Annotated in this window: 10 protein-coding genes and 1 tRNA gene; 3 read left to right on the forward strand and 8 right to left on the reverse strand. The window is 35.7% G+C overall.

Features of this window, described 5'->3' with window-relative positions; genetic code table 11:
* Positions 1-36: 36 nt before the first annotated feature.
* The 6 genes from ACR9EA_RS14390 to ACR9EA_RS14415 form a co-directional block, all read right to left on the reverse strand.
* Positions 37-1,878 (reverse strand): SusC/RagA family TonB-linked outer membrane protein, encoded by a 1,842-nt coding sequence (locus tag ACR9EA_RS14390; RefSeq protein ID WP_435134528.1) that lies wholly within the window; start codon positions 1,876-1,878, stop codon positions 37-39.
* Positions 1,879-2,286: 408 nt separating this feature from the next.
* Positions 2,287-3,456, reverse strand: a complete 1,170-nt coding sequence (locus tag ACR9EA_RS14395; protein WP_435134531.1) for an adenylyltransferase/cytidyltransferase family protein — start codon at positions 3,454-3,456, stop codon at positions 2,287-2,289.
* Between the two features lie 99 nt (positions 3,457-3,555).
* A tRNA-Tyr gene (locus ACR9EA_RS14400) sits at positions 3,556-3,637 on the reverse strand.
* Between the two features lie 109 nt (positions 3,638-3,746).
* Complete coding sequence (locus ACR9EA_RS14405) at positions 3,747-6,461, reverse strand: carboxypeptidase regulatory-like domain-containing protein (RefSeq protein WP_435134534.1); 2,715 nt, start codon at positions 6,459-6,461, stop codon at positions 3,747-3,749.
* Between the two features lie 25 nt (positions 6,462-6,486).
* Positions 6,487-7,317 (reverse strand): GLPGLI family protein, encoded by an 831-nt coding sequence (locus ACR9EA_RS14410; protein WP_435134537.1) that lies wholly within the window; start codon positions 7,315-7,317, stop codon positions 6,487-6,489.
* A gap of 131 nt (positions 7,318-7,448) precedes the next feature.
* Entirely contained in the window at positions 7,449-9,821 is a 2,373-nt protein-coding gene (locus ACR9EA_RS14415) for a choice-of-anchor J domain-containing protein (RefSeq protein ID WP_435134540.1), read from the reverse strand.
* A gap of 303 nt (positions 9,822-10,124) precedes the next feature.
* Between ACR9EA_RS14415 and ACR9EA_RS14420 the strand changes: the two genes are divergently transcribed.
* The 3 genes from ACR9EA_RS14420 to ACR9EA_RS14430 all read left to right on the forward strand — a co-directional run bounded on the left by ACR9EA_RS14420 (position 10,125) and on the right by ACR9EA_RS14430 (position 13,240).
* The gene (locus ACR9EA_RS14420; RefSeq protein WP_435134542.1) at positions 10,125-11,732 is read left to right on the forward strand and encodes a T9SS type A sorting domain-containing protein; all 1,608 of its coding nucleotides are present in this window, start codon (positions 10,125-10,127) and stop codon (positions 11,730-11,732) included.
* Positions 11,733-11,893: 161 nt separating this feature from the next.
* Positions 11,894-12,622, forward strand: coding sequence for a hypothetical protein (locus ACR9EA_RS14425; RefSeq protein ID WP_435134545.1), 729 nt, complete (start codon positions 11,894-11,896; stop codon positions 12,620-12,622).
* Between the two features lie 3 nt (positions 12,623-12,625).
* Positions 12,626-13,240, forward strand: a complete 615-nt coding sequence (locus ACR9EA_RS14430; RefSeq protein WP_435134548.1) for a deoxynucleoside kinase — start codon at positions 12,626-12,628, stop codon at positions 13,238-13,240.
* On the opposite strand, the gene ACR9EA_RS14435 is transcribed toward ACR9EA_RS14430, so the two are convergent.
* Both ACR9EA_RS14435 and ACR9EA_RS14440 read right to left on the reverse strand, forming a co-directional pair.
* A complete protein-coding gene (locus tag ACR9EA_RS14435) occupies positions 13,237-14,253 on the reverse strand; it encodes an App1 family protein (RefSeq protein WP_435134551.1) in 1,017 nt (338 codons plus the stop codon). The two genes, ACR9EA_RS14430 and ACR9EA_RS14435, sit on opposite strands and share 4 nt — an antisense overlap.
* Positions 14,254-14,263: 10 nt before the next feature.
* Entirely contained in the window at positions 14,264-15,526 is a 1,263-nt protein-coding gene (locus ACR9EA_RS14440) for an MgtC/SapB family protein (protein ID WP_435134554.1), read from the reverse strand.
* Positions 15,527-15,611 lie beyond the last annotated feature (85 nt).

Raw genomic sequence — 15,611 nt, forward strand, 5'->3', positions numbered from 1 at the left:
ACTAAATTTAAACACAAATGAATCGATTTTGAGCACTTAGTTTACTATGCTCAGTTTGACCCGCCGAGGGTGGCTCACTTTGTCCGCCCCATCCATATTATCTCCAAATCGCGATGAACCTTCGTGTCTTAAACTAGCCAATAATAAAAATCTATCGTCGTAGTTATATGTTATTCTTCCAAAAAAAGCTATTAATTTATCAGAATTCTTATAACTTCCCATTCCTGCTTCACCCAATTGCAATCCTAACCCTGAGCCTATATTATTATATGTAAATGCATCTGTTGGAAACCTTCTATTTGTAGACCAAAATCCTTCATTCACATTATCTTCGTAATTATAACCCAACAAACCTGTTACTGTATGTTTTCCAAAAGTTTGTTTATAATCTAAAGTTAATTGCCCATAGTTACCTCTATAATCATCTGTCCCACGGGAGGCAAAACCATCTTGCCCATATTTTACAGTTGACACATGGTTTTTAGTTTGATAAAATCCTCTAATATTAGAGTTTCCCTTCCTTGTATATAATCCTTTTATTTCTAAATTATCATTTAACTCATAACTAAGACTTAAATCTAATCTTAAATTTCTATACCTGTTCTCCCCTATAGTTTCCTCTATATAGCCAACTGGATTATCGTAAAAATATACATCTCTTTCGTACCATGAACCATCTTCGTTTCTTACCGGCTCTGTCGGGTTACGAATTATTGCTTGTCTATAAATATAAGGGTTAAAACTTGTTCCATCTCCTAATGCATTATAAACTTGCTCACTCGCTATAATTGATACATTTGTTTTTAGTTTTTTATCAAACATAGCATGATTAACACTTATTCTCCCCGTATATTTCTCCGTTTCTGATTTTATAAAAATACCTTCTAAATCTCTATAGTTTAAGGATGCTGTTAAATTAGTAACATCATTCCCTCCTCGAAAAATTAAGTTATGAACTTGACTTAATGCATCTCTTGTTATTAAATCTAACCAATCTGTATCTTCACCAAAATCCTGAACATTCGCTCCTATAAAATTATAACCTTCAGCATATTTCTCCCTTAATTCGCTTGCATTTAAAAAATTCATTTTATTAGCTATTGTTGAAAGAGAAGTATAACCATTATAATCTATTGTTGGTTTTGTGCTATAATTTCCTTTTTTAGTAGTGATAATAATAACGCCATTTGTACCTCTTGTACCATAAATTGCAGTAGCCGAACCATCTTTTAACACATCTATAGACTCTATATCTTCGGGGGCTACTGTATTTAAATTTCCAGGAACACCATCCACTAAAACCAAGGGGTCAGTTCCTCCAGTAAGAGAAGAAGTTCCCCTCAGTTTTACTTGAGACCCTTCTGTAGGATCTCCCGAGGGAGATGAAATTGTTAATCCAGCCACTTTCCCCTGAATTAATTGAGCAGCATCCTTAACGTTTCCTTGAACAAACTCCTCTGATTTGACAGTCGCTATGGCAGCAGTAACCTCCTCCCTATTTTGAGTCCCAAAACCAATAATAACAACCTCTTTTAATTCTTCTAAATTTTCTTGCATCACTATATGGTGCACCTCAGAATCGTTCAATTGCAGCTCTTGAGTTTCAAACCCCATATAAGAAAATACCAAAACAGCATCATTGGTAGTAGTGGTAAGATTAAAATCACCATCAAAATCCGTAATCACTCCATTTTGTACATCCTTCTCCTTCACTGAAACGCCTGCAATGGGTATAAAATTATTATCAACAACTTTACCCCTTATTTCTTCCTGAGCAAATGAAGTAAAGCCTATTAAAATAAAAAATAAGAGAATAAAAGAACTCCTTTGTAAACATCCTTTTCCTTTAGGATAAAAACAACTTTTAGTTAATTTCATAATACGATATTTTGGTTTGTTAATTAATAAGTGTTATAATTACACTTATTTACGTGTAATTATTCCTTTGTAAACTTATTTTAAAATTTATCGTAACAGAAAGTTAATATTAGCAGAACATAAGACTATATTAACATAATATATGATTTTTCATAAATTATTGAACATAATTAACAAAAAGAAGAAAATCACTAAAGAATAAACAATCAACAAATATCTTCCTCTAATTTGGTCAATTTTATAGAATTCATTCCAAAAGAGCGCACTCATTTACCAAATGATCAATTACAAACTATCTAATAATTAAAAAAGGGATTCTACTTCTAGAATCCCCTTGATATATAAATATTAAATTATACTATAAAACGTATTGTTTAATACACCGAAAAAAACATCTCTTTCTTCTCTTTACAAAACAATATCTTTTCTACGGATATTAATGCGCATAGTGCCTTCTATTGGTTGTTCCGATACTAAAATTAGATAACCGCCACCACCAGCACCAGCTAATTTCCAAGCCAAGGCTTTATCTTTATATTTTTCTATTTCTTTATTAACCTTAGCGTTTACCATAGCGGGGAACATTGTTGTTTGCGCATTAAAAGACTCTAAAAAGCCTGCTGCAAACTGCTTTAAATCCTTAGCTTTTATAGCATCCCATACAGCATCGGCTGCCAGCGCCAGCGCCTTCACATTAGATTCTGTAATGTAGGTTTCTTTTAATAAATCCAAATCCTTTTCTCTTGGCCAAAGCAAAGCCATACTAATATGCGCTTCTAACCAAGATAAAATAGACTCGTCGTGAATAGATTCAAATTTTAATGGCCAATAGGCATTATCGTAATAATGTCTAACCAAACCTGGCATACAAATACCAATGGCATCTTGCGCGCCTGATATTAATGTAGATCCTGGTGTGTTTTCGAATTTAAATAAAATTTCCGCCAGTTTTTGCGGCTTCTCTAATGGCAGATAATATGGCCATATTTTTTTAGCTGCATTACGAGTAGAGGTAGACATACCACAACGCTCGTTATACTCTATAATTGGCTCTAAAGACACAGTTAAAGCCCATCCCGGATGATATTTAGAAACATACGGCTGATCGATCCACGTTCCAGCCAAATCTATTCGATAAGGTAAAGAACAATTACCCGCCGATGTTCTAATGGCTGTTGTAGAACGTTCAGGCAAACCTGCATCTGGAATACGTTGTAACACGTGTAACTCTATGTTTAAGGCATTACACAGTTCCTCTTTATCTGGCGAATATCCATCTTCATTAACAACAAAAAAATCTGGTTGCAATGCTTTTAAATCGGCTTCAAAGTCTAACATGCCAGATCCAGAATTTACAAAAGCCTGCTTTACATGCTTAATCGCATTTATCATGTACAAGCGTTCTTGCTCAGAATTGATTGTGTGGCGCCCTTTTAACTCTTCGATCGTAGCATCCGATCCGATTCCTACATACAAATCGCCAAAACTCGCAGCTTCTTTAAAAAAAGCAACATGCCCACTATGTAACATGTCGAAACAGCCAGAAACAAATACTTTTTTGTTTTTAGTTAATGTCATTACTGATAAAATAATTTATTTTGAAATTTTTCGTAGCTGGCAAGATATGGCATTTAAAGGAATCAAACAAAAAAAGCAAGCTATATAGCTTGCTTTTCGTGGGAAGAGCAGGATTCGAACCTGCGAAGACATAGTCAGCAGATTTACAGTCTGCCCTCGTTGGCCGCTTGAGTATCTTCCCAAAACCGGGTGCAAATATACCACACTTTTTTATTTGTATCAAACAAAAAACGCATCAATTTTCACCTTTACAATCTTACATCCTGATAATGAAGCTAAAGACCTTCATTTTACAACGAATATATAGCACGCAAGGTTACATATCGCGGCTGTATAATATAATCTGTAGCCCTTACAGACACATCGTTAGCACTACTTTGGCTTTGCGCTTTGGTATTTAAAAGGTTAGTTGCCTTTAACTCAAATTCCCACTTACTGTCTTTATCTTTTCTGTATGCTAAAGAAGCATTCCAAAATTCGTAAGTATTAAGCGTTTCACTTTCATTTTTAAAATTATTATACGTATAATCGGTTTTAAAGGTTAAAACCTTCCATATTAAAGCATCAAACTCTGCTCTTGGCGCCGAGGTATAAAATTTAGTTCTCGTATCGCCTTGATCGTTATCCTGAATGCTGTAATTGTATCCAATTTCAAAATTTGGGGCTTCTCTAAAATTCGTTCTTAACTCCAAACCATAATTTTGAGTATAATTTTCGTTTACCGATCTTATATTTTGAATAAACTGATTGAATTTAGAATAACTAAAACGCCCATTGGCAGAAGCTTGAAACTTTCCAAAACGCTTCTGAAAACGTCCATTAGCAGACAAAGTTTCGTCAGCATAAGCCGAATTAAAAGGGGAATTCGACCGAATTACACTTTCAAAATTAGTGATATTACGAATCTGATCGATACTTTTGTTATAATTAATATTGGCAAAAACATTGGTATAATTAAACATATTGAAGCTAGAATAAGACAATCTAAGATTATGAGACAAAGCATTATCTAGCGATTCGTTACCACTAAAAAACGAGTTATATCCATTCATAACCAAACCTCTAGCCAATTGGGTAACATCTGTAAATTGTGTTTGCATGTTATAGGTCAACACAATTTGTTCGCTCTTTTTCAACTGAATTCGCGCATCAAAATCGGGTAATATTTTAAAAAAGTCGTTATTGTACTTTACACCAAACTGGGTATTATCGGTATTATAAGCATGTATCGTTGCTCCCGGCGTAAAAGTAAACATGCCTGCTTTTAAAGTATAATGAAGCCCAACATACAAATCTAAAAACCCATATTCGATGTCGTTTTCGACTAAACCATCATTTACTGTAGGTGTAGGTTGATAACTTTCGCCACTGTCTAACAATTGAAAAATATTAGAGTTAAAAGCCTGATGGCTATAGATTGTTCCTAACGTAAAATTTAAATTGCTTTTTGTATTCAGCACATTAAAATAATCGACTTTAGCATCCATCTGATTAGACTTTACGCGCTTATCTTGATTCACGTTGTAGTTAATCTGATCCATATCCAAACCTAAAATATCTGCTGTATTATCGTAAGTAGATTTCTCCTCAATAATAGCATTATAAAACGGATCTTCGTCTTGCCACAAATGCTGAACTTCGAATGCAAAAATATGCTTGTCGCTTAGCGTATAGTAATAATTTAAATTTTGATTGATACTAAACGGACTCGACGATTCGTATTGCAAAGTATTACCTATTACCGAAGAAAGTTCGTCGGCATCTTGCGATTCTTTAGACACACGCATCATTATATCGTAATCTAATTGATTATCGACATTGGGCTTATACAGCAAACTTAACTTTGCCATTCCCAAATCGCTACGCTGTCTGGTATTACTTTCGGTAACTTCGTCGGGTACTCCTAAATCGGTATTGGTATAGGTTATACTATTAATTTCCTGCATATCTATTCGGCTGCTCGAAAAGATACCAAATCCGCTTATATCTAATGTTTTTTTAGGGGAATAACTAAAATTAGCGGCACCAAACTTTGTATTAATAGCTTTAGCTCTATTGTTTTGAAGCGCTGCAAATCCTAAATTATTACTTCCTAAATCTATGTTAGTACCACTGCTTCTACTAGGCGCTCTAAAACCACCAGTAAAATTGAAATAATCGCGTCTGGAAAATGCTATTTCTCCAATATTATTTAAATCGCCTATTACATTTACACTGTATTTCGGACTGTAATAAAACAATTTGGGCTGCAACACGTACAAACCGTCTTCGTCTGTTGCTCCAGCTACACCTGCCCCACCAGTAATGGTTCCGAACCAAAAACTTTCCTTGCCTTTTTTTAACTGAATATTAATTGCTACGTTATCCTGATTATTGGTAACACCACTAAGCTGACTTACCTCGGCAAAGTTTTTTAACACTTGAACTTTATCGACCGCATTCGATGGAATATTTTTGGTAGCCAATTTAGAATCGCCATCAAAAAAATCTTTACCATCTACCATAACCTTAGTTACGGTTTTACCTTCAACCTCTATCTCGCCATCATCGTTAACCTCTACGCCTGGTAGTTTTTTTAATACATCTTCTAATTTACGCTCAGTTCCGTTTTTAAACGAATCGGCATTATAAATAAGAGTATCGCCTTTTACAGTAACCGGCATTTCGTAAACCAATTCTACTTCATCTAAAGCATTATCGGCTTCTAAGACAAATTCGTGAAATACATCGGTACTTTGGGTACTAATTTCGGCCTGGGCCGTTTTCATACCTATATAACTCACCTGCACACTATACGTCGTATTTTTAGCCACAGAAAGCCTAAAATTACCTTTATCGTTAGTAATCCCGTAAGTTTCTAAGGCATTAGTTTCTTTATTAATGGCTATGACGTTTGCTAATTCTAAAGGTGTTCCAACACTATCTTTTACGACGCCTTCTAATTTTAACTGACCAAACATTTGTGTAGCTACAAGCAAGACAAATACTGTAAGTAATTGTTTCATATTTAATTTTGAATTGGGCTGTTAATTATGGGCGACCGCCACCTCTTCTACTCTGAAACATTTCTCGCATCTCCTCCATTTTCTTCTTCACAATAGCATCGTATTCTTCTTGAGTAACCTCTTTACCTTTTTTAGGCGCTTTTATCTCTTCTTTCTCTTTTGCATTAAGCACAATTTTAGAGCATAAAATTGCAGTCCTGTCGGCATTAACTTCTAAAATTAACCCTGGCAATCCCCAGTATTCTCCTGGCCCCTGATTTACTGGAATTTGAGGTGTATACCATGCAGTAACAGTAATTTCACGTGATTGGTTCTCTTGATCTTTATTGTCGTCGCCTGGTCGTGGCGGTCTCATATTTCTGATATCCGAGCCACTAATTATCTTAACTGCTGTAGCTTTAAAACAGGTGTACTGCCCAATTTGCTTGGTTTCGTTCTCCATTTTCCATGTTAATTTTGGCAAGCTATCTTTAATTAAAAACTGCTTTCCGAAAAACTCTTGATCTTGAAGCCATTGATTGGTTTGTATGTTTTTATACTGCGGTCCCGAGGTAAAATTTCCCATCATTCTAAATCCGCGACCAGAACCCTGAGTAGGTGCTTCCAGCTTTTCTTCTTCTTTGTAAAGGGATTCTGAGCGGTTGAAGGTAAGCACATACGATTTTTCCAACATGCTCTTCATGCGCTCTTCGATGCGCTTTTTTTGTTCTTCGCTTATTTGGCGTCCACCAAAATCTGGCATATCTGCAGTGGTTTTAGATTCGTAATACGCGACGCCCTGAAAATCGCTTTGCGCATGTGATACTGTAGTTAACACAGTAAAAAAGATAAGGAGAAATACGTTTTTAATTCGCATAATGGTAACGATTAAGTTAATTTATAACCCTAAGACTTTAAAATGTGCTATTCGTTTAATTTCACCATTAATTATTTAACAAAAAAAGGCTGCCTTTTCAGGCAGCCTCATTTAAATACTTATGTTTTAAACTATTTTTTAATGAACTTCTGTCTTCCAACAGCACCATTTTCAGTAGTCATTTCTAAAAAGTAGAATCCACTTTGTAAATTCGACACATCTACCTGGTTGTTGTTTAATGTTGCATTTATTTTTTGTCCGTTAATAGTGTAGATAGACACACTATTTATTTTAGCACCGGCAACATTAAGAATATTTTGAGTTGGGTTAGGATACAATTTTAAGCTTTCGAATTCTGGTTGCGCAATGCTTAAAGACTCGTTAACCTCGTAACTAAACTCGTCTATTAAAACTGCTCTTGTCTTTCCTGTTGGCTTTACATATTTTATAACCAAGAACGTATCGTCTCCTGTGTAGTTCTCTAAATTAACCTCTACATCCTGCCATTCGTTATTGTACTCTATATCGTTACTACTTACTGTAGACAATAAAGTAAATGTCTCGTATTGTTCTGGACTTGAAACCGTACCAATTTCTAAAAACACTTCGTCTTCATCTTCTGCAGTACTTTCATCGTAGAATGCAAACTTAATAGTTTTATCTGCTGATAAATCAGATAACTCTGGACTGATTAAATACATCTCTGTAGTTAAATTTGCTCCATAAAAACGAACTGCCAACGCACCATCGTGAGGCGCTGGGATTATTCCTCCTCCTGACACTGTACGCATATTTCCTCCGCTAGGAAGTACAGACGTCCAACATGGTTGAATGTCTTGATTAGCTGATCCAGATTCAAAACTATCTGCAAATGGCGCTTCAAAAGCCGAACACAAGGTTAAAAAGTCTATCGGACCTTCCCAGGCACTAAAACCATCGGTCTCACCACAATTGGCTCTAACATATACACTATAGTTCGTATTAGGATCTAATCCTTCGGTAATCGAAACCGTAGCTTCGCCATTTACTGCCACACCACTGGTCTCAGCCGTTGGGGCTTCCGCTCCCATTTCTTGAACAAGATACTCCCAAGCTGTTTCTGCCGAAGCACTTGTTGTCCAGCTTACATCGGCACTTGTAGCCGTTACATTAGATACCGCTATGTCCTCTACCTCTAAACATGATGGCAAAGTCTGTAAACAAATATTATCTAAATATACACTAGAATTGTTAACCTCGTTGGTACGCTTGAAGGCAAAATACCCATCTGCGTTATCAGGTAGAGTTACTCTAATTTCCTTATAGGCTGTATTACCCGGGTAAATGGTATCTACCGCTGTAAACGTTGATGCGTCTGCGGGATCTGTTATTGTTCCTACAATAATTCCTGCCTCTGCACTGCTCCCCTTTGCCATAAATACTACACGATGGTTGCCATCTGTCGCCACACTGCTTTCCGCTGAAATTAACATGGCATCTTTGGCGGTTGCTGTACTAGCTATAGACAACGTAAAATAATAATCGCCCTCGAAAGCACTATAAGAACTTTTACTAATTCCAAAACTTCTACCATTATATCCATCTATAGCTTCCCAACACATCGGGATATCCCCTGAAGCATAGCTATCATCTTCAAAATCTTGACAAAACTCTCCCGGTTCTACATCGCAAGCCGTTCTAAAAGGCACAGGGCCTTGCCACGCGCCGTAACCATCAGCCTCACCACAATACGCTCTTACAAATACATAATAAACGGTATTGGCATCCAAACCGTCTACGGTATGCGTAGTAGCATCTTCTACATCTAAAATTCCTGAAACTGGATCGCCTTCGTTAGTCGTTAACACTGCCGTTTGCCACTTGCTCTCTCCTGAAGCACTAGCATCCCAAGAAAACGATACACTATGTGCATCAAAAGTATCCAATGTTATATTTGATACTTCAAGACAAGTTGGCAATACTTCTATACAAAAATCATCAAAATTTATTTGCTGCGCTCTTGCTCCTAAATCATGCTTTATAGCTATATACCTATCTGTTGTACTTGGCACCATTACTCTAATAGTAGTAGACTCTGAACTTGAATTTACTAATATATTCTCTTCAATGGCCGTAAAAACAGCATCCTCTGTATTTGTGGTTATGGTACCTACTGTAAACGTTGCATTTTCAGTACCTACTACGGTAAAAGACAATCTGTGATTACCATCGAACAATGTTGCATCTTGTCCTGGTAATACCGACATTAATACACTATTCTCTGGGATTGTTGATCCTTCTCCAAAATATGCCGTATTATTATACATACGGAGTCTTCTTGATCCGTTAACATTTTGAACATTTGCGTATACAGCCGCTGTAACTCCCGTAGTATTTATTAAAGTCCAATTTTCTGGCACCTGATTATTTGAAATCTCTTCAAAGTTTTCTGAATAATCGCATTGAGCGAATGTTTGCCAAAAGGACATAACAAACACCGCTACTAGTAAGTAGTAGTTTTTCATTCTCTATTTAATTTTAGTTAATTTTCTCTAGAAGCAATATTATTAAAAAATTACGAAACCCACAGACTCAAATTCCTTAAAAATTAACAATCTCTTTTCGTTATTCGTTAAATAAACACAGCTTTTATTAATAAAACATCAAAATATATTTTCACTCCAAAACACAACATGTTAAATATCAAATAGTTACAGGAAACAACATTAAAATAATGTACCGACCTACAAAACAAGACTTTAACATTTCAGAATTTCATATTATTAATTTTATATTAAATTTGTGCAAGAGAAATTAAATAGAGAAAAATGAAAAAACTACTACTTTTAGGTCTAGTCATGGCCTGTCATGGCCTATGGGCACAAACCGATGAGCCAGAAGCAAACACAACACTTTTAGAAGAGTCGACCTCTTACGAATGCGAAAATAAAGTAACTGGAAACTTCCAGGGCTTTTCGCCTTCGGCAGCGATTACTTGCCCAGGTAAGCAAGAATTTAAAACCTTATGGTATAGATTACAACCCGCAAAAACAGCGAGATATGCTATTGCAGTAGACCAGTTAGGTATAGGCGGTGTAAATCTGTTTATATATGAAGGTTCCGCAAGTAATTTAACAGCTATTACAAGTGGCTGTTCTACAAGATATACCCAAATGGATTTTGAAGCCGGAAAAACATATTACTTGTCCATAACAGGTGAATTTAGTACTACAGAATATGCAGCCTGTATTTTTGCTTTACCAGAACCTCCTAGTAATGATGAAGCTGAAAATGCCATTGCCATGGAACTATCTACCTATGGTGAATGCGAAAACCAAATGTACGGACATGCTATAGGCGCTACAGTTTCGGAAGAAAATGCATGCTACGGCAATCGTGACGATGTTTGGTACACCTTTACTCCTAGCGCAACTAGTAATTACACTTTTATTTTGGAACGCATTAACAACTCGGCCGTTTCAGGTGTTGGTGTTTATGAAGGTACACCAGGAAACTTAAGTCTGATAAGCTATGGTGATGACGATATTACTGCTGTTGGATGTGAAGGTAATCGTGCAAAAGTAACATTAGAAGCCAATACCACTTACTATGTAAATGTATCTATAGGTAATACCTCGCGTGTAACCTATTTTAATTTATGCACTTACGAAACCCCAGCCCCACCAAGCAACGATAATTGCGACAACGCTATAGAATTAACTGTAGGTGGCGATTTTGATAAAAGTGCCATAGTTGCAGATATCACTTCGGCAACAAGAGAAGAACGCCATATAGGACCAAACTGCGATTTTTTCGAATGGGTATCGCCAAACGGAAATGGTAAAGATGTCTGGTTTACAGCCACCATACCTGCCTCTGGAAATTTAATTGTAGAAACCCGTGCCTTTAGCGACGCTGAAGAACAATTTTTAAACGATACGGGCATGCAATCTTTTGTAGCTGGCACTTGTGATGCCCTAGAACCATACCGTTATAGTGATCCTGGTTATGATCAAGATGTATATTGCAACAAGTCTTTTTACGAAAACGAAGAATTAGGGCATGAATTTGCCGGCATGCGTTTTACTAATAAAACCCCTGGCGACAAGGTGTTATTTCGTGTGTATCCTTGGGCACACCAATACGGCAAATTTAAAATTGCAGCTTACGACGATTCATCTTTAAGTGTTACGGAATTTGATAAAAACGGATTTGCGTTTTTCCCTAACCCAACTACAGATGTAGTAAATGTAAAATACATACACAACCTTACAAGCTTAACTGTAAATAACCTTTTAGGTAAAACGGTTATGACGGTTAATCCTAACTCTAAAAATGCACAATTAGATTTATCGGCATTAGCTTCGGGTATGTACATCGTAACTGCCAAGTCTGACAGAAACGAAGTAACCAATTTTAAGGTAGTTAAAAAATAAATTCTAGTTTTCCCCTAAAACTAATTATTAAAAGCGATTCTTTAATTTTAAAAGAGTCGCTTTTTTAATTTTAATAAAACAGTATACATGGAATTTTGTACTTTTCTATCATGAAACTTTACCCTTTTATACTTTTAAGCTGTTGTTTTTGCTTTAACACTTTGGCCCAGATAAACGCTAAACTCATTAAAAAAGAGCAATTCCAGGCAACTACTGTAATAGATATCGATAATTTAAATACAAAATACTTTTGCAAACAGAACGAACTCATTAAACAGTCCCCTAGCACAACTTACAGCTATTCTAACCTTCAATTGGGGAATTTAACACAAGTAAATACTTTTAACCCTTTAAAGTTGAGTTTATTCTACAAACCTTTTAATACGGTTGTTATTTTAGACAATCGACTTGCTGAAATTTATAAAATCGATTTTAACCAATTAACACCTTATCGCGATCCCGAATTTATAACCGCTGGCTACGACAATACGCTTTGGATTTTTAACAGCATCACCCAACAACTAGAACTTTACGACTATAAAAACAATACCACACGTACCACAACAACCCCCATTAACAACCCTGTATTAGACCTTATTAGTAATTATAACTATTGTTGGCTATTGACCGACACATATATCTATAAATTTAATTACATGGGCTCGTTGGTCTTTAAAATTAAAAATGAAGGATTTAATAAGTTTGTACTAGCCAACGACGATTTAATACTTCAAAAAAACAACCAGTTATACTTTTTAAAACAAGACCAAACTACGGCTGAAGACATACTAATCCCAGATTTAACAATAAAACAGTTTTTGGTAACCAACGAAACCTTGTATATTTACAGTAACGAAACCCTATATCAATTCCTCTTAAAAACAAAATAACCTATGCACGTTGCTATTGCCGGAAATATTGGAGCTGGAAAAACCACGCTTACCAAACTGCTTGCTAAACATTTTAATTGGGAAGCGCAATTAGAAGATGTTGTAGACAATCCGTATTTAGACGACTTTTACAACCAAATGGAACGTTGGAGTTTTAATTTGCAAGTGTACTTTTTAAATAGCCGTTTTAGACAGGTTTTACAAATAAGACAAAGCGGAAAAGATATTGTTCAAGACCGCACCATTTACGAAGACGCCAACATTTTTGCCCCTAACCTACACGCCATGGGTTTAATGACGAATCGCGATTTCGAAAACTACAAATCGCTTTTCGATTTGATGGCCTCGCTTGTTCAAGGGCCAGATTTATTAATTTACCTAAGAAGTTCTATTCCTAATTTGGTAGGCCAAATACAAAAGCGTGGCCGAGAATACGAAAATTCTATAAGTATCGATTATTTAAGTCGGTTAAACGAACGCTACGAAGCCTGGATTCATAATTACGATAGTGGTAAACTGTTAATTATTGATGTAGACAATCTTAACTTTGTAGACAATCCCGAAGATTTAGGTTATGTGATTAACCGAATAGATGCCGAAATAAACGGATTATTCTAATCTGACTTTATAAACCCCTGTCGTTTTGCATGTTTAATGGCTTCGGCACTGGTATTAATAAGTAAAGCAGGGGTAGTTTTAAAGGCATTAAACAAGCCTTTTACCCTTACCTTTTTATGTTCGTGACCAACGCATCTTAAATAAATCGCTAAAATCCTATCGGGATACAACTTGGCAATTTCTATATAAATATCGGCGTCGTGTTCGCCACTATCGCCAATTAATATAAAATTTAATTGCGGATAGGTTTTTAAGATATTTAAAATTTCTTTCTGCTTTTCGGGCTTTTCATTCTGTTTTTTTCGTTTAAAAATAGAATGCATACTGCGCAATAAAATTGGCCCCTTTGGAAAGTTATTTTGCTTCAAAAAGAGCTCTAAATACCTGTATAAATTCCACGGACTATGGCTCACATAAAATATAGGATTGGCATTGGCGCCAGAGGCTCCACGATGTAGTAAGTGATAAAATTCTGCAGCACCTTCTAAAGGTATTCTACTAAAAACGCTTTTAAAAAATGTATTAATTAATACACGCCATTTTAAAACCGATGCCACACCAGTGTGAATAATAGTATCGTCGATATCGCTTATCACCCCGAAATCTGCACGTTTTGAAGGTATTAGCACATTTACAGGAAACCGGTTACTATTGGTTATTGTGCGCTTAATATTAACATCGCTATACGAAGCTTCAACCTGCAACCAACCTTCGTTATTAGTTAGTACATCTAAACCAGGCACTGTTTTTTCGCATTTAAAATAGCCATGTGCATCGGTTTTAACTTTTAATACTTTTTGGTTAGGTAATCTTAAATTAATTTCAACATACTTAATTTCGTCACTTTCAAAACGTTTGTACGTATTTATTAAAAGCTTAAAAAGACCTTTTTGCTCTAAATCTATGGTTTCATCTTCTATCGCCCTACCCCTTAAATAAAAATGTGTAGCTGTACCATAACTCTGAAAGGCCACAATTTGTAATGGATCTTTTTCAAACCATTTAAGATTCATATCTATACGTTTATAAATGCCAATTATCTGGCCAAATCAGGATTAAAAGTAGTGCAAAAACCACAGAAATAAGCATAAAAATAGAAAGCCATTTTTTTAACACCTTATTACCAATTACCATAGCAATAATTGCTTTAAATACAAAGTTGGAAATTATAGCCGTCATAATTAACCGCCAGCCAAGAGTTGTAGAAATGCCTCCTGCAATCATTTTAGACAGCGACAGCGTAATGGCATCTTTATTGGCCAGCCCTCCTATTGCCGAAGCGATATACAATCCCTGGTTACCAAATTCCTTTTCGGTGTAGGCCACTATCAATAAAATAACACCATAAATAACAGCAAAAATAAGTGCACTTTTAAACTGCGCCGGATTTTTAGGCTCGGGTAATTCGTTTGTTTTTTTATCCTTTCCTATGGTATAAAACAAAAATACGCATAACCCAGACATAAATACAAACAGAACCAGTATTGGCAACACTATGGCTTTGGCTTTTACAGGTATAATTACAAAAATTTCTATTAAAACACGGATTAATGACACAGTAATGGCCACTAATATTACAAAAGTTGCTAGTTTACCACTAGAGGCACTTGCTTTGGTTTTTCTAGCAAAACTTACGGTTGTTGCCGTACTACTTATTATCCCTCCTAAAACACCTCCAGAAATAAGCCCTGCATTTTTACCCAACCATTTGTATATAAAATACCCCAGTACACTTATACCTACAATAAGTACCACCATAAGCCATATGTTTCTTGGGTTTAAAACATCTAACGGGCCAAAGGTTTTGTCGGGCAACACAGGTAAAATAACTAAAGAAATACCCACAAAGGTCATTATTGCAGATAATTCTTTATCCTTCAACTTATCTATAAATCCATGTAAATGTTCTTTCACATACAATAAAATGGCCAACAAACCACCGACAGTCACCCCAATTAATTTATCGCCCAGCACCAAATACACACCAATACTATACATTAAAATGGCAGCGACTTCTGTAGTTTGCCCAATGTCTGGCTCTTTCAACTTTTTTACTTTAACTACATTGGCCATCACAAGAAAAGCTGCCAATACAACAGCAATTGTGGCAATAAACAACGGACTATTAAAAACATCTGCCACAAACCCAGTAAGGGTTCCTAACATCGCAATTAAGGTAAAGGTTCGCACTCCTGCTATTCGATTTTTTGTCGTTTCGCGCTGAAGCCCAATAAGCATACCTAAACCAAAAGAAATACCGAGTATAATGATTTTATCATAATCCATAAGAAGTACAATTGTATAATATTACTAAAAAACTCCGATATGATTTATCGGAGTTTTAATGATTTTTAACGCAAATGCACGGAGC

It is taken from the genome of Formosa sp. A9 (genome assembly GCF_051200825.1).
Classification (GTDB): Bacteria; Bacteroidota; Bacteroidia; order Flavobacteriales; family Flavobacteriaceae; genus Formosa.

What these genes read in the sequence shown, in the direction of transcription:
- ACR9EA_RS14440 (WP_435134554.1), bottom strand. Translation starts at nt 15,526, where the DNA reads ATGGATTATGATAAAATCATTATACTCGGTATTTCTTTTGGTTTAGGT.
- ACR9EA_RS14405 (WP_435134534.1), bottom strand. Translation starts at nt 6,461, where the DNA reads ATGAAACAATTACTTACAGTATTTGTCTTGCTTGTAGCTACACAAATG.
- ACR9EA_RS14430 (WP_435134548.1), top strand. Translation starts at nt 12,626, where the DNA reads ATGCACGTTGCTATTGCCGGAAATATTGGAGCTGGAAAAACCACGCTT.
- ACR9EA_RS14435 (WP_435134551.1), bottom strand. Translation starts at nt 14,253, where the DNA reads ATGAATCTTAAATGGTTTGAAAAAGATCCATTACAAATTGTGGCCTTT.
- ACR9EA_RS14420 (WP_435134542.1), top strand. Translation starts at nt 10,125, where the DNA reads ATGAAAAAACTACTACTTTTAGGTCTAGTCATGGCCTGTCATGGCCTA.
- ACR9EA_RS14415 (WP_435134540.1), bottom strand. Translation starts at nt 9,821, where the DNA reads ATGAAAAACTACTACTTACTAGTAGCGGTGTTTGTTATGTCCTTTTGG.
- ACR9EA_RS14395 (WP_435134531.1), bottom strand. Translation starts at nt 3,456, where the DNA reads ATGACATTAACTAAAAACAAAAAAGTATTTGTTTCTGGCTGTTTCGAC.
- ACR9EA_RS14390 (WP_435134528.1), bottom strand. Translation starts at nt 1,878, where the DNA reads ATGAAATTAACTAAAAGTTGTTTTTATCCTAAAGGAAAAGGATGTTTA.
- ACR9EA_RS14410 (WP_435134537.1), bottom strand. Translation starts at nt 7,317, where the DNA reads ATGCGAATTAAAAACGTATTTCTCCTTATCTTTTTTACTGTGTTAACT.